18 protein-coding genes are annotated in these 23,444 nt (G+C 36.8%); 3 read left to right on the top strand and 15 right to left on the bottom strand.

Annotated elements, in window-relative coordinates; translation table 11 throughout:
- Positions 1–47: 47 nt before the first annotated feature.
- Complete coding sequence (locus P0077_RS02385) at positions 48–287, top strand: hypothetical protein (protein WP_276167571.1); 240 nt, start codon at positions 48–50, stop codon at positions 285–287.
- Between the two features lie 434 nt (positions 288–721).
- Here the strand turns inward: P0077_RS02385 and P0077_RS02380 are convergent, their stop codons facing one another.
- From P0077_RS02380 to P0077_RS02335, 10 genes are all read right to left on the bottom strand, one after another.
- Complete coding sequence (locus P0077_RS02380; protein WP_276167570.1) at positions 722–1,702, bottom strand: sensor histidine kinase; 981 nt, start codon at positions 1,700–1,702, stop codon at positions 722–724.
- A gap of 365 nt (positions 1,703–2,067) precedes the next feature.
- Positions 2,068–3,462, bottom strand: a complete 1,395-nt coding sequence (locus P0077_RS02375; RefSeq protein WP_276167569.1) for a Gfo/Idh/MocA family protein — start codon at positions 3,460–3,462, stop codon at positions 2,068–2,070.
- A gap of 74 nt (positions 3,463–3,536) precedes the next feature.
- Positions 3,537–4,754 carry a sensor histidine kinase gene (locus P0077_RS02370; protein WP_276167568.1) on the bottom strand — a complete coding sequence of 406 codons (1,218 nt, stop codon included), beginning with the start codon at positions 4,752–4,754 and terminating at the stop codon, positions 3,537–3,539.
- 224 nt (positions 4,755–4,978) lie between these two features.
- On the bottom strand, positions 4,979–6,187 hold the full coding sequence (locus P0077_RS02365) for a sensor histidine kinase (RefSeq protein WP_276167567.1): 1,209 nt from the start codon (positions 6,185–6,187) through the stop codon (positions 4,979–4,981).
- 300 nt (positions 6,188–6,487) lie between these two features.
- Positions 6,488–9,850 (bottom strand): preprotein translocase subunit SecA, encoded by a 3,363-nt coding sequence (secA, locus tag P0077_RS02360; protein ID WP_276167566.1) that lies wholly within the window; start codon positions 9,848–9,850, stop codon positions 6,488–6,490.
- Positions 9,851–10,049: 199 nt separating this feature from the next.
- Positions 10,050–10,274: a DUF2795 domain-containing protein gene (locus P0077_RS02355; RefSeq protein ID WP_013994285.1), complete on the bottom strand. Its 225-nt coding sequence runs from the start codon at positions 10,272–10,274 to the stop codon at positions 10,050–10,052.
- Between the two features lie 171 nt (positions 10,275–10,445).
- Positions 10,446–11,030 carry a cob(I)yrinic acid a,c-diamide adenosyltransferase gene (locus tag P0077_RS02350; RefSeq protein ID WP_276167565.1) on the bottom strand — a complete coding sequence of 195 codons (585 nt, stop codon included), beginning with the start codon at positions 11,028–11,030 and terminating at the stop codon, positions 10,446–10,448.
- Positions 11,031–11,273: 243 nt separating this feature from the next.
- Positions 11,274–11,777 (bottom strand): hypothetical protein, encoded by a 504-nt coding sequence (locus tag P0077_RS02345; RefSeq protein WP_276167564.1) that lies wholly within the window; start codon positions 11,775–11,777, stop codon positions 11,274–11,276.
- Positions 11,778–11,797: 20 nt separating this feature from the next.
- Complete coding sequence (locus tag P0077_RS02340; RefSeq protein WP_276167563.1) at positions 11,798–13,678, bottom strand: ABC-F family ATP-binding cassette domain-containing protein; 1,881 nt, start codon at positions 13,676–13,678, stop codon at positions 11,798–11,800.
- A 4-nt stretch (positions 13,679–13,682) separates the two neighbouring features.
- Positions 13,683–14,861: an Lnb N-terminal periplasmic domain-containing protein gene (locus P0077_RS02335; protein ID WP_276167562.1), complete on the bottom strand. Its 1,179-nt coding sequence runs from the start codon at positions 14,859–14,861 to the stop codon at positions 13,683–13,685.
- 102 nt (positions 14,862–14,963) lie between these two features.
- Between P0077_RS02335 and P0077_RS02330 the strand changes: the two genes are divergently transcribed.
- Positions 14,964–15,701 (top strand): CDP-alcohol phosphatidyltransferase family protein, encoded by a 738-nt coding sequence (locus P0077_RS02330; protein WP_276167561.1) that lies wholly within the window; start codon positions 14,964–14,966, stop codon positions 15,699–15,701.
- A gap of 3 nt (positions 15,702–15,704) precedes the next feature.
- Here P0077_RS02330 and lptB read toward each other — a convergent pair whose 3' ends face one another.
- The 3 genes from lptB to P0077_RS02315 form a co-directional block, all read right to left on the bottom strand.
- The gene (lptB, locus tag P0077_RS02325; protein ID WP_194524294.1) at positions 15,705–16,445 is read right to left on the bottom strand and encodes an LPS export ABC transporter ATP-binding protein; all 741 of its coding nucleotides are present in this window, start codon (positions 16,443–16,445) and stop codon (positions 15,705–15,707) included.
- A 90-nt stretch (positions 16,446–16,535) separates the two neighbouring features.
- Complete coding sequence (tatC, locus tag P0077_RS02320) at positions 16,536–17,390, bottom strand: twin-arginine translocase subunit TatC (protein ID WP_276167560.1); 855 nt, start codon at positions 17,388–17,390, stop codon at positions 16,536–16,538.
- Positions 17,390–18,355 (bottom strand): KpsF/GutQ family sugar-phosphate isomerase, encoded by a 966-nt coding sequence (locus P0077_RS02315; RefSeq protein ID WP_276167559.1) that lies wholly within the window; start codon positions 18,353–18,355, stop codon positions 17,390–17,392. Before P0077_RS02315 ends, tatC begins: the two co-directional genes overlap by 1 nt.
- Positions 18,356–18,611: 256 nt before the next feature.
- On the opposite strand from P0077_RS02315, the gene recQ reads away from it, so the two are divergent.
- Positions 18,612–20,822 (top strand): DNA helicase RecQ, encoded by a 2,211-nt coding sequence (gene recQ / locus P0077_RS02310; RefSeq protein ID WP_276167558.1) that lies wholly within the window; start codon positions 18,612–18,614, stop codon positions 20,820–20,822.
- 64 nt (positions 20,823–20,886) lie between these two features.
- Here recQ and P0077_RS02305 read toward each other — a convergent pair whose 3' ends face one another.
- A complete protein-coding gene (locus P0077_RS02305; RefSeq protein WP_276167557.1) occupies positions 20,887–22,059 on the bottom strand; it encodes a fibronectin type III domain-containing protein in 1,173 nt (390 codons plus the stop codon).
- A 280-nt stretch (positions 22,060–22,339) separates the two neighbouring features.
- The gene (locus P0077_RS02300) at positions 22,340–23,392 is read right to left on the bottom strand and encodes a S66 peptidase family protein (RefSeq protein ID WP_276167556.1); all 1,053 of its coding nucleotides are present in this window, start codon (positions 23,390–23,392) and stop codon (positions 22,340–22,342) included.
- Positions 23,393–23,444 lie beyond the last annotated feature (52 nt).

Below are 23,444 nucleotides of genomic sequence, written 5' to 3'. Positions count from 1 at the left end.
CGGTAGGATAGGGTCTGCGGCGTTTTAATTATATAAAACGTCAAGTCATGAAAACTATCGCAACTTTAATTTTTGTTCTTTTTATCGGAGTAACTGCTCAAGCTCAAACTGCTACTGAAGAGGTTAAAGTTGCCACTATAGAAATGAGCATTGTTACTGAAACTTCTACGGAGGAAGTTAGCTCGGAAAATACAGTTGAGGTTGCACGTTTGTACAAGAGAGATAATGCTAGGGTAACCAAGGCGCTTTCTTTTACTACAAAAAGAAACAAAGCTAAAATGGCTTAATCAAAAATAAAAAACTTGAAGTTTAGAATATAGTTCGGTCAATTTTGGAACTAAAGAAATTTATGTCATGCGGGATTTCCAAATAAGCACTTACCGAGTTTATCAACTATAAGACGTCTAATTACATTTTTGAAATGGCTTCTATTTTAGCTGATAGCCTTAAGATTTTTCGATTATCAACATAAGTGAAATTAATGCCAATGCCAACTAAGTCCGAATAAATTGAAAGAATAATGATTAAAGCTTTGACATTTATAGCTTAATTAGATAATCAGCTTTTAGTATAAATTTAAAAACAGTTTCTATGATGTTATTCGTTCTAATAATAGCTATTGCTTTGATTTTAAGTCATATTCTATTGTTTCCAAAAACAAAAGGAGTACTACGCACATTAAAATCTCACGTAAAGAAATAGTTCTTTCTTAAGAGCGAGGCTAGGCTACACTGGTAACTTGATCCCTTATTTCTTTGAACTTTATTGTATAGTGTGTACCCTTTTGAGTAAGGTCTCGCATTATTGAGCCTTGAAGTTGGCGCGATAAATTGTGTATGAGTTTAAGACCAAGAGATTTTGAGTTTTTATGGGTAATTTCCTCAGGAAAGCCCTGACCATTATCACCCAAATTTAAAATAAACTCATTTCCTTCCGTTTTTCTTAGCTTAATACAAATCTCTCCTTTGTTTTCATCTACAATTCCATATTTAAGAGCATTGGTAACTGTCTCGTTTATTAACAGGCCCAAAGGTATAGCCGTATCAATATTCAATTTTACGTTAGGAATATCTATGTTTAAAGTAATATTGCTACTAGTCCCCTTTATTGATCGGACTAAATATTCTGCAAGTTCCTGAACGTAAGATTTATATTCAATTTTAGATAAATCCTCCCGCATATATAGCATTTCATGAACTATGGCCATGGTAATTACTCGGTTTTGACTGCTTTTCAGAAGACTTTTAACGTCCTTGTCCACAATACTTCTTGATTGTAGGCTTAGTAAGCTAGAAACCGTCTGTAGGTTGTTTTTTACTCTATGGTGTACTTCTTTTATTAGGGTTTCTTTTTCGCGTATTTTTTCTTCAAGTTCATTCTTGGTTTTGTACAGGTTGTGATGTGCCTGTAATAAGTTTTTACCAAAAACACCACCAAGTAGATAAACGGAAAATAATACACTCAGAAGGGCAAATAGGTTTTTTGACTCTTCCGGCACCACATTTTTTACAAAGTTGAAATCAGCTACATTCTGTAGATAAATGAGAACAATAATCAATATATTCAAATTAAGGTAAAGTGCACCGTAAGCTTTTGTGGTAACGTATCCGGCAACTACTATTAATGCCAGAACAAAAATAAAAGGACTATTTATTCCGCCACTATATAAAGTAACAACGCTAGCTCCTGCAAGCGTCATCATTGAAACAACGTTGTAAGTAAGTGTAAGGCTTTTGTGATATTTGTAGGAAAGGATATTAATTAGATTCAGAATTCCAAATGCAAGAAAAATATAAGGTATGACATTCGTTATGTTCAGAAAAAGGTAACATAGTGCAGCAAAAATTAGAGAAAACACAGAAGAGTAGTAATTGACTTTAAGGACAAGTCTAACCTTGCTTTTCAGTTTTTTTTCTAGATCGGTACTTTGCTGCATAGAAGGGTGTCTGTTTTGCTCTTCGGTAACTATAAGTAACACGTTTGTAAGAGAGGTAAATCTAAATAGGTTTTATCGCACAATCAACAATAGTAAGTTAAATACTACCTTGTAGGCAAAGTTTTTAACATTTATCCACGCTTTTTTTTGGGTTTTAAATCGGTAAGTTGTGAAATGCGTATGGCTTTTTCTTGTTCAATACTTCTTCTTGCACCAATACCAATTAGAATTGACATAGCGCCATCTCTTATACCTGCCGTTCTGCCAAAGGGGTCTTCACTATCTGCGGTTTTAAATATTTTGTCTTGTAAACGTTTGTCGCCACCTCCGTGCCCCCTTTTTTCCATTGGAACTTGTATAGTCTCGTGTTCGCTCCAAAGTTTATGTATTATAATAGGTTCATAGGAGAGTTCTTCTTCATTTGTCTGAGCCATTTCGTTAGTATGTTTTTCCGCTTCGGAAATAGTATCGATTTTGTGATAGGGGATATCCTGTGAAGCCTCAATCCGACCTTTTGTGCCATTAAAAGCTACTCTCCAGCCTTCAAAGGGAGAGTAAGTGGTAAGCGAGTAATTTAGGATGGTATTGTTCGTGTATTTTACTTGGGCAGACATTTTATCATAGATGTCTATGTCTTCCCGGAATAGACAGTTGTCCCGTATGTAACCGTCTTGATGTTCATGGTTAACATATAGTTCCTTCATGAATTCATCTTGTGAAATGTCCCAATAAAAATCACACTCTTTCGTATGATTACAGTTACGACAATTTTTTCCTCTAAACGGACCATTTTTTCCGTAGAACTCCAAATCTCCATAGGCGAACACTTCATTGGGCTCAGAGTCTATCCACCAATTCAATAGATCAAAATGATGGGTGGCCTTGTGCACCCAAAGAGAGCCGCTGCTCTCCATTTCTCCATGCCATCTTCTAAAGTAAGATGCACCATGATAAGTGTTCAGATACCAATTGAAATCTACAGAGACTAAATCGCCAATTGTCTTGTTCATTAAGAGTTCTTTAATTTTTGTAGCATAAGGACTCCATCTATAATTAAAACCTACAATTAAGTTCTTCTCTGATTTTCTTTCGGCATCTAAAATAGCTTGGCATTTTGCTTCATCAACGGTTAGTGGTTTTTCAGTGAGTACATCACATCCCATTTCTAACCCTTTTATTATAAATTGATGGTGCGTGGAGTCTTTGGTGGTAACGATGATGAGGTCTGGGCGGGTGTCTTTTACCATTTTTTCAAAATCCACAAAAACAGGACATGAAACCCCAATATATTTTTTACTGTAAGCCAGTCTACTTGAGTTTATATCAGAAAGGCCTACAAACTCAATAATCTCAGAATATTGGTCCACTAACCTTTTTCCCCAAAATGTTATACCTCGTATTCCAGTGCCTACTAAAGCAACCTTTAGTTTTTCCGTTGCCCCAAAATTAAAAGCGTGGAGAGGTAAAGCTGTACTTGCTGCTAACATACTAATGGAAGACAAAAACTTTCGGCGAGAATTTTTCATGTGTATAGAAGTGCTTGTGTCCTTTAAAGGTATAGAATTTAAAGGGAAAATAAGAAGGCTACTTTTTTAGAAATTTAACCATTTAGCCCCGGTAGATGACGCTCTTTATCTTTAAAAGTAATATGGTAACCGGTTCCTTTCTCGGTTTTAATACGTGTAACCGAACCTCTTAATTGCCTACCTAGGTTATGCATAAGTTTAAGTCCAAGTGATGTGGTGGTTTTATGGTTAATTTCCTCAGGAAAACCTATGCCATTATCGGTAATATCTAAACAATAACTATGAGATTCTTCAGTATTCTCTTTGAGAAGAATGTCTATTTGACCAGTTGTATTTTCTGGGAAACCATATTTTAGGGAATTTGTAACTGCCTCGTTAATGAGTAGACCTAAAGGGATAGTAGTATCCAGGCCTAGGTTGACTTCTGGCATATTTATATTTACTCTAATATCAAGGTTTTTACTGTTGGCGGATTTTACCAAGAAATCCGTAAGTTCGTGCAGGTAAGGTTTAAAGGCAATTTTGGATATATTGTTTTGCATATAGAGCATTTCATGTATCATAGCCATAGAATTGATCCTAAGTTGACTACTGTTGGCAAGCTCTTTTATTTTGATGTTGTCCGTGTTCTTAGATTGTAAGCTTAGAAGGCTTGAAACGGTCTGTAAGTTGTTTTTTACTCTATGGTGAACCGTTCTAAGAAGGACTTCTTTTTCTGCAATGCCCGCTTCTATTTTGGATTTTGAAACCTGTAGATTTTCATGAGCCAGTAAAAGGTGTTTCCCAAAGACCACAAATAATAAATAGGAGCAAAAGATGATACACATTAAACTGAATAGGGCTTGTTTGTCTTCAGGAATTTCATTTATAATAAATCCATGTTCACTTATGTTATATATTCCGAAGATGGCGAGTAGTACTGCGGTTAAGAAAATATTACCGACAACATGGGCGGTCATGTAGCCGCCCAAAATAATTATACTAAATACAAAAATAAACGGACTATTGATTCCTCCACTGAATATAGTTACTATTGTTACACCGATAAGTGATAGAATGGAGCTGATTAATGATGCAATTAATAGCTTATGGTGTATTTTATATAAAAGTATATTGGTAAGGGCTAATATCGCATATAGAAGGAATACCCCAGATATATAACCCGTAATTTTCAATACAAATATTAAAAACAAGCCAACCAAAAAGGATAAAGCAGATGAAGAGTATGCAAAATTTATTAGCAACCTACTTTGGTTGTCCAACCTACTTTGAATTACATTCATTTTTGGCATTACTATTTCTATTGAAGCAGAAGTAGGTAGTTAGAATAATTACCATGTAATTAGTGCAACTACATCGTTCTTCTAAAGGCAAGTACTATCTAAAGGTAAAGTTGGGGCTCTGGGTAGAAAACTACAATATTATTATGAATTCTCTCTCCTTAAGAGAAGGAAAAATCTAATTTAGAATAGAGAAAGATAAAATGGAAGATATTATGATAGGAGCAATATAGCACTTATGTGTTAAATTGACTTGCAATATCTTGAAATACTAGTTCATAGGCTGTGCCCTCTTTTCTCGGAAGTCGCTCTATTGTACCCTGTAATTGTCTTGCAAGGTTATGAATTAATTTCATCCCCAATGTGTTGGAGTTTTTGAAATCATAGTCTTGGGGAAAGCCGGCACCATTGTCTGTAATTTTAAGGATAAATTTGTTTTGATATCGCTTTTCAAGCGCAATGGTTATTTTACCTTCTTCTACATCTTTGAATCCGTATTTAATTGATTTGGTGACTGTTTCATTGATTAAAAGGCCTAAAGGGATGGCAGTATCAATGTTTAACAATGTATCGGGTATATTTATAATAACGTCTATTTTTCTGTCTTTACGTTCAACCGTTCTTAGAAGATATTGGGTAAGTTCTTGTACGTAAGACCCAAATTCAATTTTAGAGAGATTATCCCGGACATATAGCATTTCGTGTATCATAGCCATTGCCATTACTCTATTTTGGCTACTTTTAACCAACTCTTTTATTTGATCGTTTGGTGTATTTCGAACTTGTAAGTTTAAAAGACTAGAAACAGTTTGAAGATTATTTTTAACCCTATGATGGACTTCCCTTAACAGGTTTTCTTTTTCGTCAACGCTTTTTTCAATCCTAGCTTTTGATTTGTAAAGGTTATGATGGGTCCTTAGTAAATTTTTACCAAGAACACCTCCTAATAAATAGACCGAAAATAATATACTTATTAAACTGAATAGATTTCTGTAACCATCAGGAACCTCGTTTATTATAAAGTCAAGATTGGCGTGATCAACCAGATAAATAAAGACTATGGTGAGTATAATAAGGTAGAGATAAACTTTGCCAAAAACTCTTGTTGATATATAACCGGCAAGAACAATTAAGCCTAGGATAAAGATAAACGGACTATTTATTCCGCCACTGAATAATGTAATTACAACGGTACTTAAAAAGGAAAGTACTGAAGTATAGATAGCCATTGTTGTTAGGTTCTTATGCTTGTTGAAAGCAGCTATGTTCAATAGATTAAGAACAAAGTAAAAATAGAAAACATAAGGTATGGTCCCTTGCATATGAAATACAAACGAACAGATCAGGCCTATAAGTAGACTAAGAGCAGATGATGTATAGTTGAACTTAAGGAGTAACTTAGTTTTGTCACTAATTCGGTTCAGACGTATTTTTGGCTTTCGCATGTATACTACTTTGGGTATTCATTTTCAAAAAAGAAGTGAGCCCGCTTGGTATATGCGACACTTCATCAGACACGCTAACTGTTTTACTGTACAGTAAATGTGTCTCTAGAAGTTAAATTCTGAATAAATTATAGCTCTAATTGCTTAATTAACTGCAATTTAAGCTCTGGGGTAATTTATTCTAAGCCCTGCAATAGTAGATACTATTGTATTCAAGTAACTTTTTACTCGTTAAGCGGGCAAAAAAAAACGGCAACTTATCTCTAAGATGCCGATTTACATTGTAGTAAATGTTATTTTTTAATTCTCAATTAGAACCCATTCTCCTTTTTCGATAAGGGGCTCTGCTTGTTTAAATTTTACTGTTTTACTTTCGCCAGACATTACATTTTTAATTGTGACCCTATCGTTACGTCCAATTTTTGGTCGTTCTCGAACAATGGTCTCTGTAACTTGTGGACGTTGACCTTGTGTTTGACCAGCAGCACGGTTCTGTGCGGCCAGTTCGTCACTATTAGGAATCTCTTCTTTACTGGTTTGAAGATTTTCCTTTGGTTTACTAACATTTCTAGCTTCCTGAATCTGATTTGGGTTTTCACTTGGCAATTCCCCTTTAAACAAGAAAGAAACTACTTCTTTGTTAACCTTGTTTATCATCTCTTTAAAAAGCTCAAAAGCTTCGAACTTATAAATCAATAAAGGGTCTTTTTGCTCATGAACAGCCAACTGAACAGATTGTTTTAATTCATCCATCTTACGCAAATGCGTTTTCCAAGAATCGTCAATAATGGCTAGGGTTATATTTTTTTCAAAATCCGTTACTAATTCTTTTCCATTACTTTCGTAAGCGCTTTCTAAATTGGTAACCACATTAAGCGTTTTAATACCGTCCGTAAAAGGAACTACAATACGCTCAAACTTATTGGCACTATCTTCATAAACCTTCTTAATGACAGGAAATGCCGTAGCGGCATTACGCTCCATTTTTTCTTGATAATACTTGTAAGCGTTAGAGTATACCTTATTGGCAATATCTTGAACACTCATTTTTGTAAAATCTGCTTCTGAAATTGGAGAGGTTATAGAGAAGTACTTTATCAGCTCAAATTCAAAATTCTTATAATCACTTGCAGCTTTGTTGGTGTCGGCAATAACTTCACAAGTATCATACACCATATTGGCGATATCCACTTTTAATCGTTCTCCTTGTATAGCGTGACGTCTTCTTTTATAGACTACCTCACGTTGTGCGTTCATAACATCATCATACTCTAGAAGACGCTTACGAACACCAAAGTTGTTTTCTTCTACCTTTTTCTGTGCTCGCTCAATAGATTTAGTCATCATTGAATGCTGAATAACTTCACCATCTTCCAAGCCCATCTTATCCATCATCTTAGCAACACGGTCAGAACCGAACAAACGCATTAGGTTGTCTTCTAACGACACATAGAACTGCGAGCTTCCTGGATCTCCTTGACGACCAGAACGACCTCTTAACTGTCTATCAACACGTCTAGAGTCATGCCTTTCTGTACCTATAATAGCTAAACCACCCGCTTTTTTAACTTCATCACTCAATTTAATATCCGTACCACGGCCCGCCATGTTGGTTGCTATGGTAACAACGCAAGGGTTACCGGCTTCGGCAACAACGTCTGCTTCTTTTTTATGAAGTTTGGCGTTCAGTACGTTGTGATTAACTTTTCTAATGGTAAGCATTCGGGATAACAACTCGGAAATTTCAACCGAAGTTGTACCTATCAAAACGGGTCTGCCAGCTTGAGAAAGTTTGGTAACTTCGTCAATAATGGCATTATATTTTTCTCGCTTGGTCTTGTATATTAAGTCATGTCTATCATCACGGGCAATAGGTCTGTTAGTTGGTATTTCCATAACATCCAACTCATATATTTCCCAGAATTCACCTGCTTCGGTAACCGCCGTACCGGTCATACCGGACAGCTTGTTATACATTCTAAAATAGTTCTGTAGCGTAACGGTAGCAAAAGTTTGTGTAAGGGCTTCTATTTTTACATTCTCTTTCGCTTCAATAGCCTGGTGAAGTCCATCTGAATACCGACGCCCGTCCATAATACGACCGGTTTGTTCATCAACTATCATCACCTTGTTATCCATTACCACATATTCCACATCTTTTTCGAAAAGCGTATAAGCTTTTAAAAGTTGGCTCATGGTATGAATACGCTCACTTTTTACTCCAAACTCTTTAAAAAGCTCTTCTTTAAGTTCTGCTTCTTTTTCAATGTCAAGATTCTGATTTTCTATTTTCGCAATTTCTCCGCCAATATCTGGCATTACAAAGAAATCTCTATTTTGTTCTCCGGAGATATAACTTACACCTTTTTCAGTAAGTTCAATCTGATTGTTCTTTTCATCAATTACGAACAACAAGTCCTCATCTACAACAGGCATTTCCCTGTTGTTATCCTGCATGTAATAGTTTTCGGTCTTTTGAAGTAGCTGCTTAACACCTTCCTCACTTAAGAACTTAATTAGTGCCTTATTCTTTGGAAGACCTCTATGTACACGTAACAATAGGAAACCACCGTCTTTGGTGTTTCCTTCCTGAATCAATTTTTTAGCTTCCGCCAAAACACCTGTTAGGTGTTGTCTCTGTTTGCTTACAATATCTCCAACCTTTGGTTTAAGGTCATTAAATTCATGACGGTCTCCTTCTGGTACCGGACCTGAAATAATTAACGGTGTACGCGCATCATCAACTAATACAGAATCTACCTCATCCACAATAGCGTAGTGGTGTGGACGTTGTACCAAATCTTTTGGCGTATGCGCCATATTATCTCTTAGGTAGTCAAAACCGAATTCATTGTTGGTGCCATACGTAATATCTGCGTTATAGGCAGCTCTTCTACCTTCCGAATTTGGACGGTGATGATCAATACAATCTACTGATAGACCATGGAATTCAAAAATAGGGGCCATCCAGGCGCTATCCCTTTTCGCTAAATAATCGTTTACGGTAACCAAATGAGCTCCGTTCCCAGATAGGGCATTTAGGTACAAAGGTAATGTAGCTACTAACGTCTTACCTTCACCTGTCTGCATTTCGGCAATTTTACCTTGGTGCAAAGCAATACCTCCTATCAACTGTACATCATAATGAATCATGTCCCAAGTAACCTCTTTACCTGCGGCGTTCCATGAGTTTTTCCAAATGGCATTATCCCCATCTAGAGTTACATAATCCTTTGAGCCGGATAATTCACGATCGTATTCCGATGCCGTAACCTGTAAAGTTTCATTTTGGGTAAAGCGCTTGGCCGTTTCCTTAACTACGGCAAAGGCAATAGGTAGAATTTCGTTCAGTGTTTTTTCACTTACTTTATATGATTCTTCCTTGAGTTTATCTATTTCAGCATAAATGTCTTCGTTCTTATCAATATCCGTAGACGTTTTTACTTCCGCTTCTAATTCACCTATTTTTTTGGTGAATTCGCTAATGTCCTCGGCTATTTTAAGTTTAAAGGTGTTAGTCTTTTCACGTAATTCATCATGACTTAACCCTTCTAATTGCTTTTCAAAAGACCTAATCTGTTCTACAAGAGGTTGTAGTTCTTTTACGTCTTTTTCAGATTTATCACCTACGAATACTTTTAATATCGAATTTAAAAAACTCATTTCTAGCTGTTTAGTATTTATACCGCTTTTGGGAAATTGATTGCGGTGGGGCATTATTTCTACAATATACCTGTATTGTATTTCTTTGCAAAAGGTATTCCAGTTTGGAACCTATGTACATTTCACCTGAATGCCTGCCAAAATTACATAAAAAAAAAGCCTCGATAGAGACTTTTTTGTTTCAATTAACGTAATATTTCTAATATTCGTCCTCGTTCCAGAGATAATCTTCTTCTGTAGGATAGTCTGGCCAGATTTCTTCGATGGATTCGTAAATCTCACCGCCTTCTTCTTCCATAGACTGAAGGTTCTCGACCACCTCTAGGGGCGCACCTGTACGGATTGAGTAATCTATCAATTCGTCTTTTGTTGCGGGCCAGGGTGCATCACTTAAATATGATGCTAGTTCTAATGTCCAATACATTTCAGTTGTTCAATTTAAATTTTTGCAAAAATAATTTTTAAATACAAACAGCCAAGTAATTGAGGCTATTTTATTACTATTATTTTTGTTTTAATAGTTTGATAACGAAGAATTAAAGAAATTATTAGAGAATAGCAAATTAAACACAGATAAATTTTTCTAATCGCTTCGTTATTTGCCTTTTTCCGTATTCTCTGGAATCCACTTTACTTCTTCGGCGTGTAAATTTTCTGACAATTTCCGTGCCAGTACAAATAGATAGTCGGAGAGTCTGTTTAAAAATAACAATACATTTTCATTAAAGGGTGCATTTTCATACAAAAGTGTGCTCATACGTTCTGCTCGTCTGCAAACGGTTCGGGCAATATGACAGTATGACACGGTGGTGTGACCGCCAGGAAGAATAAAATGTGTCATTTGGGGCAGGATTGCATCCATTGCATCTATTTCCTTTTCCAATAATTCAATGTCCTCCGCTTTTATTTCTACAATATTTAGTCGCTTTTTACCATTTTTAAGCGTCGTTTTTTCTGGATCGGTTGCTAATATAGCGCCCACAACAAACAGATTTTCTTGAATTTTGGTCAAAGTTTTTTTTGACCTACTATCTATTTCTTGATCTCTAATTAGCCCGAGCCAAGAGTTTAATTCGTCTACGGTACCATAACATTCTATGCGAACATGATGTTTTTTTACCCGTGTACCTCCTATTAGAGCGGTAGTGCCTTTGTCACCTGTTTTGGTGTATATTTTCATTTCTTAGAGGTTTTGGTAAAGTCCGCATTGAAGGTTAAGGCCAATCATTAATCTTCAATCTTCTTTCTTATCTTTTTTAGATGTGTTTTTACGTTCGTAGCTATCCATGAATTTACGCGATTTACGGTCTTTAGATTGTCGGCGATTGTTCATTGAAATTAATATGTATATAACGGCTAAAGCAGCGAGAATATAATAAATAGTATTGTTGTACATATTGGTAATTTAATCTAAAATTAGCGTTTAAATCCGAATTTTAAAATGCTCTTTTACTTGTTCCCTTCGAACGAAAATAGCTCCGCAATAAAACATATCAACCGTTACGGTTACTTTGTGATTTTGTTTTAAAGTTTTCCAAATAGCTTCATTCTTCTTAGATAGATAGATATAATCTATCAAAACCATGGTGTTGTTATGAAGATTTTTTTTGTTGGAAAGAAGCTTTTCTGCTTGATCAGCTCCTTCTTTAGGAAGAAAAATAATATCCGCTTCTTCCGTTACAAATTCAATTTCAGGAAATTTTTTCAGTATCGCTTCTTTAAGCTCGTTTTCACCATCCGGCAGCATTATCCGCTTTGCTTCAAAATAAGAAATACTTTTAAAAAGGACATTAATACTTTTAGAACCCTTGTATTTTAATTTGTTATAAAGGCATTTTGTAACGTAGCTATAGACAAAAGGGGAGTGTACCCCATGTTGATTGGTAGCTTTAACCAGGAATTGTAGGTGTTTACGTAACTTTTGCACTTAGAACTATTTTAGTGGGACTATTCCTCCATTTGCGCAGAAAGTTCAAACCAGCGCTCTGTTTTAGCATCTATAGCTTCGTTGATTTCTTTTAAGTCTATGGAAAGCTTATCAATATCCTCGCCGCTCAAAGAACTATCAGTAAATTTGTTCTGGACGGTAACTTTTTTCTCTTCTAGTTTTTTGATATCCTTTTCTAATTTGTTGTATTCTTTCTGCTCTAAATACGGGAGTTTGTTCTTGGAGCTGCTCTGTTTCTGTTGCGATTTGGTAGCGGCTGCTTCTTTAGCATTGGCTTTCTCTTCCCTGCTTTCTAATACTTTACTATCTTCATAGGTTCTGAAATCAGAGTAGTTTCCGGGAAAATCTTCTATAACGGCATTTCCTCTGAACACAAATAGGTGGTCCACAATTTTATCCATAAAATAACGGTCGTGAGAAACCACGATTAAACATCCGGGGAAGTCCAAAAGGAAGCTTTCAAGAACGTTTAGAGTTACAATATCCAAATCATTGGTAGGCTCATCAAGTATCAAGAAATTTGGATTTTGAATAAGAATAGTACACAAGTACAACCGCTTTCTTTCTCCACCGCTTAATTTATCTACAAAATCATATTGTTTTTTGCGGTCAAAAAGAAAACGCTCCAAAAGCTGTTGCGCGGAAATCTGTCGCCCTTTCATAAGCGGAATGAAATCTCCAAATTCACGGATTACATCAATTACCTTTTGGCCTTCTTTTATATTGATTCCTTTTTGGGTGTAATAACCAAATTTAATGGTATCGCCCACAATGACCTTTCCAGCATCCGGTTGGTCCGATCCGGTTACAATATTCAAAAATGTGGATTTGCCTGTTCCGTTTTTGCCTATGATTCCTATTCGTTCTCCCTTTGTAAAGGTATAATCAAACTTATCCAGGATAGGTTTGCCGGGGTATGATTTTACAAGCTTGTGGAGTTCAAGAATTTTACTGCCTACCCGTTCCATATTAATTTCAAGCTGAACCTCGTGGTCATTTCTACGTTGGCTTGCTTTTTCTTTTATGGCACTAAAATCATCTATTCGTGATTTTGATTTAGTGGTACGTGCTTTAGGTTGCTTTCGCATCCATTCCAATTCTTTTTTAAAAAGACGTTCGGATTTATGTTGTTCAACAGATTCTTGCTCAATACGGGCCTCTCTTTTATCTAGGTAATACGAGTAATTGCCTTTATAAGGGTAAAGTTGGCCGTTTTCCAGTTCAATAATTTCATTACATACCCTTTCCAAGAAATAACGATCGTGCGTTACCATAAAGAGGCTAATGTTTTCTTTGGCAAAATAGTCCTCTAGCCATTCTATCATCTCCAGGTCCAAGTGGTTGGTGGGTTCATCAAGAACTAATAAATCTGGTTTGTTGATTATGGCGTTGGCCAATGACAAGCGCTTTTTCTGTCCACCAGAGAGTAAACCAACCTTGGCATCTAAATTATCTAATTTTAATTTATAGAGGATTTGCTTGTAGAGTGTTTCAAAATCCCAAGCATTAAAACGGTCCATTGCCTCAAAAGCGGTTTGATACGCATCTGCATCTTCTGTATTGTGCAATGCCTTTTCATAGGCATTTATCACCTGAAGTATTTCATTGTCCGATGCAAAAATAGTCTGCTCTACCGTTAAATCGGGGTCAAAATCTGGTTCTTGATCTAAAAAAGAAACGCGAATACCTTTCCGGTAATTTACTTGCCCGGAATCTGGACTATCCAAACCGGACATTATATTTAAGATGGATGTTTTTCCTGTTCCGTTTTTGGCTATCAAAGCAATTTTCTGGCCTTTATTGATACCAAAGGAAAGATCACTGAACAAGACACGCTCGCCATATGATTTTGAAATATTTTCAACTGTAAGTAAGTTCATGCAATTATGCGATTTTTGGCTTGTGATAAGACCAGAATAAAAATAAATACCGTGCGATAAGGGCTGCCCAAATGGCCAATATCAAAGGGGAAAAAAGTTGTACACCCAGCATCCATAAAAGTCCCGAGATAATAATCAACCCGGCTAGGAAAATAGCGTATTTGGCAATCCAATTGGGACCTCTCTTTTGAGCGACCACAAAAGCTATAATTAGGTTTGGCGGAAATGCCCACAAGAAATTAAAATTGCCGGCAGTGGCGCTATGGTCCGTAAAGAACCAAAGAAAAATGATAAGTAGACCTATAAGTCCGGTGGAGAAAAACAGGGTGAAATCCAGCCACCTTCTTCGGGTATTATTCTTGAAATCAAAATAGGTTAAAGTCAATACTATAATCAGGAATACAATTAACCAGAGTTCTGGAGAAAGAAAAAAGTTGGAACTAGTTTCCTTAGGTGCCTGTTTAAGTAAGACTGTGGATTGTTCTACTAAAGGTTTACCATTTAGTTGGGCTACGTTTAGCTGTTCCAGAATATAATCCGGTAAGAACATATGTTCTTTGGCGGTGGCAACATCATCTATTACGGAGCCCAGTGCTAAGTCTATACCAAAACCTGACCATGAATTTATTCTAACCTTTTGGCGTATCAGTTGCCGGTGTGTATACAATTCGTTCAAGTAATTTTTATCAAAAACGAGTTTATCGCCATAAACCTCTTTAAGTATGTCCCATATTTTTGTGGCACAGTTGTTATAGAAAAAATCGTATTTGTAATCCCTGTTTTCAGGAAGGTAATTATTTTCAAGAAAATTGAAAAGCTCTTGGCGTTCGGTCAGTGTTAACTCTAGTTTTTGGCTTTTTACCCATCGGTTTTCATACTTGTACTCTTTAAGGAAATATGGAAAACTTTGTCTGGCAAGTGTGTAATCCAATTTTCCACGGGTAAATTTCATGTAAAAATTAGGTGTGGTAAAATCAAACGTACCATAATTGTAAATTGCGTTTATGCCTAGGCTGGCGTCTTCAATCCGGATGGCACTATGTCCAAAGGTTGAGTACAGTTCGCTACCAGGGCCACAGGTAACCACGCTTATTTTGGATAAGGGAGTCAATTCAGGTGCTTGGGAGAAGCCCAAAAAAGAAAAACCACAAAGAAGGAGGAGGAGTAATTTTTTCAATGTCATTGTTATTTTTACTGAATTTGGTTGCGCAAATATCCGAATAAATAATGGTCTAACATTATTGATGTTAAATTGTGTTATTTTTACCCCAAAGCAAATGGTTTCATGAAAAAATATATTCCTAATCTCATCACCCTATTAAATGTTTTCTGTGGATGTGTCGCTACGATTTTTGCGGCGTCTAACCAGTTGGAAATGGCAGCATTATACGTTTTTTTAGGAATTTTCTTTGATTTCTTTGACGGATTGGCGGCGCGGGTTTTGAACGTTCAAAGTGAATTGGGGGTGCAATTGGATTCTCTTGCGGATATGATTACAAGTGGGCTTGTACCCGGAATTGTAATGTTTCAATTGTTGAATATGGCTAATTTTGGCAGTTGGTCAGAAGGTGGTTCGGCATATTCTTTTATGAGTTTGATGGATTTTATTCCTTTGTTCGGGTTTTTAATCACCCTGGGCTCGGCCTATCGACTTGCAAAATTTAATATAGATGAAAACCAAGTGTCTTCTTTTGTAGGTCTACCAACACCGGCAAATGCTTTGTTGATTCTTTCTTTAGCATTGATTTTACAGTATCATGACAATGATACGCTAAACGGAATAATTCTTAATACGTGGTTTTTAGTCTTTATATCGATTTTAAGTACGTACTTACTAAATGCTAATATTCCATTATTTGCCTTAAAGTTCAAAACATGGAGTTTTAAAGATAATGCGGTGCGATATATCTTTATAATCATTAGCGCCGTTCTTTTGCTGACGTTGCGCGTATTGGCCGTGCCCGTAATTATCGTTTTTTACGTGGGCGCATCTTTAGTTTCTAATTTGAGCGAGAAAAGCTGATTTTTAGAAGTCTAGTTTCTTTTTACGGAGTTCAAAGTTCTGACCTAAATACACTTTACGGACCATTTCATCTGCGGCCAAATCTTCTGGAATTCCAGATTTTAAGATGCCTCCTTCAAACATAAGGTATGACCTTTCTGTAATGGCCAAAGTTTCTTGTACGTTATGGTCGGTAATCAGAATACCAATGTTCTTGTCTTTAAGTTGAGCTACAATACGTTGAATGTCTTCAACGGCAACCGGGTCTACACCGGCAAAAGGCTCGTCCAATAAAATAAACTTAGGGTCGGTAGCCAACGCACGTGCTATTTCTGTACGTCTACGCTCGCCACCGGAAAGTAAATCTCCACGGCTTTTACGAATGTGTCCCAAGCTAAACTCTTCGATGAGCGATTCCATTTTCATCAGCTGTTCCTTTTTGCTGAGTTTGGTAAGTTGAAGTACACTAAGAATGTTTTTTTCTATACTTAGCTTTCTAAAAACAGAAGCTTCCTGTGCTAGATACCCAATGCCGTTTTGGGCTCTTTTGTACATGGGGAAGTTGGTAATATCCGTTCCATCCAAATAAATATTGCCTCCATTTGGCTTTACCAAGCCAACGATCATATAGAAAGAAGTGGTCTTTCCGGCACCGTTTGGACCAAGCAGCCCTATGATTTCCCCTTGGTTTACTTCCAAGGAAATACCCTTAACTACTTTTCGGCCGCGGTAGGCCTTCATTATATTTTCAGCTCTTAACTTCATCTTAGCAATTTCGTATTTTTTGTTTTGACGGTCTATTTTGTTGACCATCAAAAATTAAAGAAACGGGAAACTTTTGAAATAGCCTTACGTTTACGTTTTCTTTAACCCTTTTTCTCTTGCTTTTTTCTCGCGTTTAGCCTCTTTTTTCAACACCACTTTTGATATATAGATACTTACTTGGTATAAAAAGATTACCGGTACCGCTACAATAATCTGGCTGGTTACATCTGGTGGAGTGATTACCGCAGAGAGTATTAAAACGACCACCAAGGCAATTTTCCTGTATTTTTTAAGTATTTCGGGAGTCACCACGCCCACTTTTGTCAAAAAGTATATAATTATAGGCAGCTCAAAAAGAACTCCACAGGCAATCACTGCCGTTCTAACGGTACTGATATAGGAGTCAAGGTCAAATTCATTTAAAACTATTTCACTTACTTGGTAGGTGCCCAAGAAGTTGATAGATAGTGGGGCAACCACATAGTATCCAAAAAGGACACCCATGAAAAAGAGAAACGAGGCAATAAAAATAAAACCTTTTGAATGCCTTCTTTCATTGGGGTGAAGTCCTGGGCTAATAAACTTCCATAGCTCATAGAGAACATAGGGGAAGCCTACAATAAAGCCTACCCATATAGCTGTCCAGATATCGGCAGAAAATTGCCCGCCCATTGTACGACTCTGTATAGTAAACGGAAGTTTGTCGGCACAAAAGGCAGAATCAAAATCCAAGTAAGTAGCAATTTCACAAAATAACCGGTATGTTGGGAAATTCATTTTAGAGGGTCCAAAGATGACAGTGTCAAAAATAAAACCACTCATTACAAATGCCACTGTAGCTAGTATGATTACTGCTAAGACCGATCGTATTAAATGCCATCTTAGTTCTTCTAAGTGGTCTAAAAACGACATTTCGTCGGGGGACTTCGTATTTTCCTTCGCCATTATAATATACCTTCGTTGATCAAGTTGTGCAAATGTACAACACCCATATATTTTTTACCATCTACGCCCAATAATTGTGAGATACCCTTTTCTTGCATGAGCTCCAAGGCTTCTATGGCAAGAACATCTACGGATATAGTCTTTGGGTTTTTACTCATTATATCTTTTGCCGTTAGGCCACTAATATTATCGTACTTGTTGAGCATGCGTCTAATATCACCGTCCGTTACAATACCTACTATTTCCTCGTTCTGGGTAACCGCGGTTACGCCAAGCATTTTTTCGGAAATTTCTACAATTACTTTTTTAACCTCCGCATCAATATGTACTTGTGGCTTTTGATTGGTTCCTACAATATCCGAAACCCTTAGGTACAAACGTTTTCCTAAAGAGCCGCCGGGGTGATATTTAGCAAAATCCTTACTGCTGAACCCTTTTAGTTGAAGCAAACAGATGGCAAGCGCATCTCCCATAACAAGTTGAGCAGTGGTACTGGTGGTGGGCGCTAAGTTGTTTGGGCAAGCTTCTTTTTCTACGTAAGTATTTATTATAAAATCTGCTTCTTTGGCCAAATAAGATTCGGTATTGCCGGTCATGGCTATAAGTTTGTTGGTTCCTCTTTTTACAAGGGGTATCAACATTTTTATTTCGGGGGTACTACCACTTTTTGAAATGCAGACCACCACATCATCTTCTTGAATGGTTCCAAGGTCTCCGTGAATGGCATCACCGGCATGCATGAAGATGGCCGGTGTTCCCGTAGAGTTTAATGTTGCGGTAATTTTAGAGGCAATTATAGCGCTTTTGCCTATGCCGGAAACAATAACCCTTCCTTTAGACTCAAGAATACAATTTACTGCATCCGAAAATTCCTCGTTTAATAAAGTGCCTAAATGGTGTATAGATGCACTTTCTGTTTCTATCGTTTTCTTGGCAACCGCAAGAATAGCTTTGCTATCGTTCAAACTATGAAAAAGGTTAAAATTTTGTTGTTTTTATGTGCTCGTAATCGACAAATACGCTCGTTTAAAATAAAACTATCCTAAAACCCGAATGGTTTCTAAAACTTTGTTTTATATTTAAGATTACAAAATTACATAATCTTGACGTATAGCTAATTTAATACCCTTAAATATATTTTGACTAAATTAGAGTCCCCCGCAACGAAAAGTATGATATTTCAACAATTAAGATACAATTACCTAAAGTTTTTAACGAAAGATGGCAAAAGATAAAAATGTTTTGAAAAAAACTGATTTGCATGCTTCGTTAAAAAAACATTTCGGTTTTTCTGAATTTAAGGGTCTACAGGAGGGTGTTGTTACAAGCCTTTTGGAAGGAAACAACACTTTTGCCATAATGCCCACAGGTGGAGGTAAATCACTTTGTTACCAACTTCCGGCATTAATGAAAGAAGGTACGGCCATTGTGGTTTCGCCCTTAATAGCATTGATGAAAAATCAGGTAGATGCTATAAGAGGTATTTCCGATCAGTTTGGAATTGCCCACGTGCTTAATTCTTCATTAACAAAAACGGAGGTTAGGCAGGTGAAGCAAGATATCAGAGATGGCATTACAAAGCTATTGTACGTTGCTCCCGAATCATTGACCAAAGAGGAGTATATTGAATTTTTACAATCTGTAAAACTATCTTTTGTAGCGGTAGATGAGGCACATTGTATTTCAGAATGGGGCCATGATTTTAGGCCAGAGTATAGAAACTTAAGAAATATTGTCAATAAGTTAGATGATAATATTGCCATAATAGCACTTACGGCTACGGCTACTCCAAAGGTTCAAGAAGATATTATAAAAAACTTGGGCATAACAGATGCTACAACTTTTAAGGCTTCTTTTAATAGACCTAACCTTTTTTACGAGGTACGCCCTAAAACGGCCAATGTTGATTCTGATATTATTCGTTTTGTAAAGAAAAACACGGGAAAATCAGGTATAATTTACTGTTTGAGTAGAAAACGGGTAGAGGAATTGGCGCAAGTGCTTCAGGTTAACGGAGTTAGTGCGGTACCGTACCATGCCGGTTTTGATGCCAAAACACGATCTAAGTATCAGGATATGTTCTTGATGGAAGATGTAGATGTGGTGGTTGCTACCATTGCTTTTGGGATGGGAATAGATAAGCCGGATGTTCGTTTTGTAATCCATCACGATATACCAAAAAGTATAGAGAGTTACTATCAAGAAACGGGTAGGGCAGGAAGAGATGACGGTGAGGGGCATTGTTTAGCATTTTATGCGTACAAGGATATTGAGAAGCTGGAAAAATTCATGTCCAATAAACCGGTTGCCGAACAAGAAATTGGGAATGCCCTGTTACAAGAGGTCGTAGCTTATGCAGAAACCTCCATGTCACGTAGAAAATTCATGCTCCATTATTTTGGAGAAGAGTTTGATGAAGTGAACGGTGAAGGGGCCGATATGGATGATAATACCAGAAATCCAAAAGAAAAACAAGAAGCCAAGGAAAATGTAGTTAAGCTAATGAAGGTAGTAATGGCTACCCACGAAAAGTTTAAATCCAAGGAAGTAGTACGGACTCTTTTAGGAAAAGTAAATGCCTTGATTACATCTCATAAATCAGATGAAAAGGAGGAGTTTGGAATAGGAAAAGACAAGGATAAGGAATACTGGATGGCATTAATACGCCAGACGTTGGTTGCCGGTCTTCTAAAAAAGGAGATAGAGCAGTACGGAATATTGCGTGTAACAGATGAGGGTAAAGCGTATTTAAAGTCGCCTGAGTCTTTTATGATGACGGTGGACCATACGTATACCAAAGAGGGGAACGATGCTATTGTAAGTGCGGCAAAAGCAGGAGTTTCTGATGAAAAGCTGTTGAAACAACTTAAGGATTTGCGTAAAAGTCAAGCGGATAAGCTTGGAGTGCCTCCATTTGTAGTTTTTCAAGATCCATCGTTGGAAGATATGGCAATGAAATATCCCGTAACTCAAGAAGAGCTTACCACTATTTATGGGGTAGGTGAGGGGAAAGCCAAGAAATATGGGAAGCCATTTATTGCTTTTATAGCCAGTTATGTTGAAGAGAATGAAATTATTAGACCAGATGACCTTGTCGTAAAAAGCACGGGTGCTAACTCTGCTCTTAAGTTGTACATTATCCAGAACGTAGACCGAAAACTTCCCTTAAGTGATATTGCATCAGCAAAGGGAATTGAGATTCCACAACTTATTAAAGAGATGGAACAGATTGTTTTTAGCGGAACAAAATTGAATCTGGATTATTGGATTGATGAAGTGTTGGACGAAGATCAGCAAGAGGAAATCCATGATTATTTCTTGGAGGCCGAAACCGATGACCTCGAAGAAGCCATGAAAGAATTTGATGGTGACTACGAAGACGAAGAACTACGCTTATACCGACTGAAATTCATTAGTGAAGTAGCGAATTAAGCATAAAAAAGACCTTCTGTTAAGAAGGTCTTTTAAGTTTAAAATTATTTTGATGGTAAGAATGCTAGAACTGAAACTCGAAAGTATACTCATCATTAACAACATCAAAGTCTACGACATCTTTGTTTGAAGTAAGTAAGAAGGTTCTGTACATACGTGTACCGTCAGGCTGAGTGATAAGCACTGAAACCTCTATTTCTCCAAAAATTTCATCATTTCTTCTTTCAATATTTAAGAAATAATTTCCATCCGATTTTCCTTCTAACACAAAAGATTCTGAATCTTCATTTGTGCTGTAAAAGCCAACACTTGAATATGTTTGACCTGTTTCACCAGTTCTTTTGAATAAAACGGCATCTACTTGTGCATCAGGGTGACTCCATGTAATATCTACTTTTGGGCCATTCATAGAGGCTATGGGTAGATCTTCTTCAGGGGGTCCCGCAATAATATAAGTGGCATCACTTTTAGTTTCATCAAGCTCAGCGCCTTCTACAGATATAATCATAATAGAAAAACTTTCATCATTTAATTCAATCATAGCATCAGTCTTGACTTCTACTTTTATTGCAGTCTCAGATTCTCCTTCTTCTATGTATACGGGCATAGCTGTTCTGATACTATAATCATATTGAAAAGCAACATCAGAATTAATTTGGTATTTAATCTTTATACGTTCTGATGCGGTAATTGCTTCGCCATTTTCACCAATAAGTTTGACAGGAACAACGAGTGTTCCAAAATCCTCTTCTAATGTTGGGGTATTAACAGCAATGTTGGCCTCGCCTAAGGAAACGGTGGCAGTTGTAGTACTAGCTTCTTCTTTAGTTTTAATATTGGTTATTAACTCTGACGTAAGACCTTCTTCATCACTAGCAACAATTTTTATATCGTAAGCGGTATTTGGAGTCAACTCTGTTAATGTAAATTCAGAAGCGTCAATGCTAGAAACAATTTCGGTATCACCTAGAAATACAGCATATGAAATTGCTTTCTTCTCTGGGTCGGTAGCATCGCTCCAATCTAATTCTATTGAAGTTGTTTCTGCTATTGAAGAAGAAAGTTCAAAGTCGGTAGGAGATGCATTTTCATCTTCTGTTTCCTCTGTTTCTTCTTCCTCAGTTTCATCTTGTTGTTGTTCTTCTTCTTGTTGAATTTCTTGGTCAAGTTTATCTTCTACATCATCACTTGAACAAGATTGAGAAAGAACTAAGCTTAATAGAGCGAGTGTTAACACATTTTTTTTCATTGATCTGTTTTAAAAGGGTTATTGACAAATTCGGTTTTTCCGCTATGAACACTAGTGTCAACGAGAATGTCTGATGTGAAGTATTAATTTTTCGACGAAATGCCAGTTTCTAGAAAATTAAAACAGTGTTTTTTACACTTTATTCAGTAAAAGCCCTTTTTTTTGCATTGGAAATCAGTATTGTAGAGGTAATACGAATGAAATTTTCCAAAATATGTCAATAATCTATTTTATAAGATTGCTTCCCTAATAAGGAAAAGAAAGAATTCTACAGTACCGCCTTCTCCAGAAGCTGAAGGCTCAATTGTGTAGCATCCATTTTTGCTGAAATTCCTATTGGAAATGTAAAGTTGTTCTCTACATGCCCAAAACTCATACCGTAAGCGGCAGGAATTCCTAAGGGTTTAATTCTATCTAGAATCACCTCTTTTAACGAAAAGGAATCAGGGTTGGTAGAATCGTTGCAGCCGGCACAAACACCAATTAGAATGCCTGCGGCCTTTTTAAAAGTTTTTCCTTCTATCAATTGGGTAAGCATGCGGTCTATTCGGTAAGGCGCTTCTTCCACATCCTCAATACAAACAATAGCGCCTGTAAAGTCTATTTCGTGAGGTGTACCAACTAAAGCATTAATTAGGGTAAGGCTACCTCCCACAATTTTTCCCGTAGCTTTACCTGGAGTAATCGTATAGCGTTCAAACTCTGGGTTGGTGGCCAATTCAGGTTTTAGAAGGTCAACGTTTTGAATTTCTAGTTGGGGTTTAGGTGAGATAACTATATTTTCCAATTGGCGAATACTGTACGGGTCATTCAGAGTACTCCCTACGGGTCCGTGAAAGGTTACAAGACCCGTTTCTTGATGAATGCCATTTAATAATGCAGTAATATCACTGAAGCCAATAAATGTTTTAGGGTTCTGTTTGATGTTCTCATAATCTATCATTTGCATAATTCGGGTACAACCGTATCCACCACGAGCACAAAGAATACCGTCAACATTTGGGTCAGCAAACATTTCATTTAGGTCTTTGGCCCGTTCTTCATCGGTATTGCTTAAGTAGCCGTATTTATCTATAATTCTATTGGTATGATAAGGTTTGAAACCCATTGACCTTAGCGTATTTTTGGCTTCTTCCAAAATGGAGGACTTAATGGCATATCCAGGAGCTATTAGCCCAATAGTGTCTCCCTTGTTCAACCGTTTAGGTTTGATCAGGGCAATTCCTGAGTTCATGTTCTCATTTGCATTACTAAAACTTGGTAGCAATGTTGCCGCGGTTGCACTTAACGCTGTTCCTATAAAACCTCTTCTGTTGGTCATACAATTTATTTGATAGTATGAATTTAAATAGAATCATAAAAAAAATCGGTCA

Source organism: Zobellia alginiliquefaciens (genome assembly GCF_029323795.1).
GTDB classification, from domain to species: domain Bacteria; phylum Bacteroidota; class Bacteroidia; order Flavobacteriales; family Flavobacteriaceae; genus Zobellia; species Zobellia alginiliquefaciens.
This window is presented reverse-complemented; position numbering and strand designations above follow the sequence as displayed.

Bases quoted from the DNA above. Each gene is read 5' to 3' on its own strand.
- P0077_RS02375 (WP_276167569.1), bottom strand. From the start codon at position 3,462: ATGAAAAATTCTCGCCGAAAGTTTTTGTCTTCCATTAGTATGTTAGCA.
- P0077_RS02340 (WP_276167563.1), bottom strand. From the start codon at position 13,678: ATGAACTTACTTACAGTTGAAAATATTTCAAAATCATATGGCGAGCGT.
- P0077_RS02355 (WP_013994285.1), bottom strand. From the start codon at position 10,274: ATGTATTGGACATTAGAACTAGCATCATATTTAAGTGATGCACCCTGG.
- tatC (WP_276167560.1), bottom strand. From the start codon at position 17,390: ATGGCGAAGGAAAATACGAAGTCCCCCGACGAAATGTCGTTTTTAGAC.
- secA (WP_276167566.1), bottom strand. From the start codon at position 9,850: ATGAGTTTTTTAAATTCGATATTAAAAGTATTCGTAGGTGATAAATCT.
- P0077_RS02385 (WP_276167571.1), top strand. From the start codon at position 48: ATGAAAACTATCGCAACTTTAATTTTTGTTCTTTTTATCGGAGTAACT.
- P0077_RS02380 (WP_276167570.1), bottom strand. From the start codon at position 1,702: ATGATGACGCTTGCAGGAGCTAGCGTTGTTACTTTATATAGTGGCGGA.
- P0077_RS02330 (WP_276167561.1), top strand. From the start codon at position 14,964: ATGAAAAAATATATTCCTAATCTCATCACCCTATTAAATGTTTTCTGT.
- P0077_RS02365 (WP_276167567.1), bottom strand. From the start codon at position 6,187: ATGCGAAAGCCAAAAATACGTCTGAACCGAATTAGTGACAAAACTAAG.
- recQ (WP_276167558.1), top strand. From the start codon at position 18,612: ATGGCAAAAGATAAAAATGTTTTGAAAAAAACTGATTTGCATGCTTCG.
- P0077_RS02335 (WP_276167562.1), bottom strand. From the start codon at position 14,861: ATGACATTGAAAAAATTACTCCTCCTCCTTCTTTGTGGTTTTTCTTTT.
- P0077_RS02300 (WP_276167556.1), bottom strand. From the start codon at position 23,392: ATGACCAACAGAAGAGGTTTTATAGGAACAGCGTTAAGTGCAACCGCG.
- P0077_RS02370 (WP_276167568.1), bottom strand. From the start codon at position 4,754: ATGCCAAAAATGAATGTAATTCAAAGTAGGTTGGACAACCAAAGTAGG.
- lptB (WP_194524294.1), bottom strand. From the start codon at position 16,445: ATGAAGTTAAGAGCTGAAAATATAATGAAGGCCTACCGCGGCCGAAAA.
- P0077_RS02350 (WP_276167565.1), bottom strand. From the start codon at position 11,030: ATGAAAATATACACCAAAACAGGTGACAAAGGCACTACCGCTCTAATA.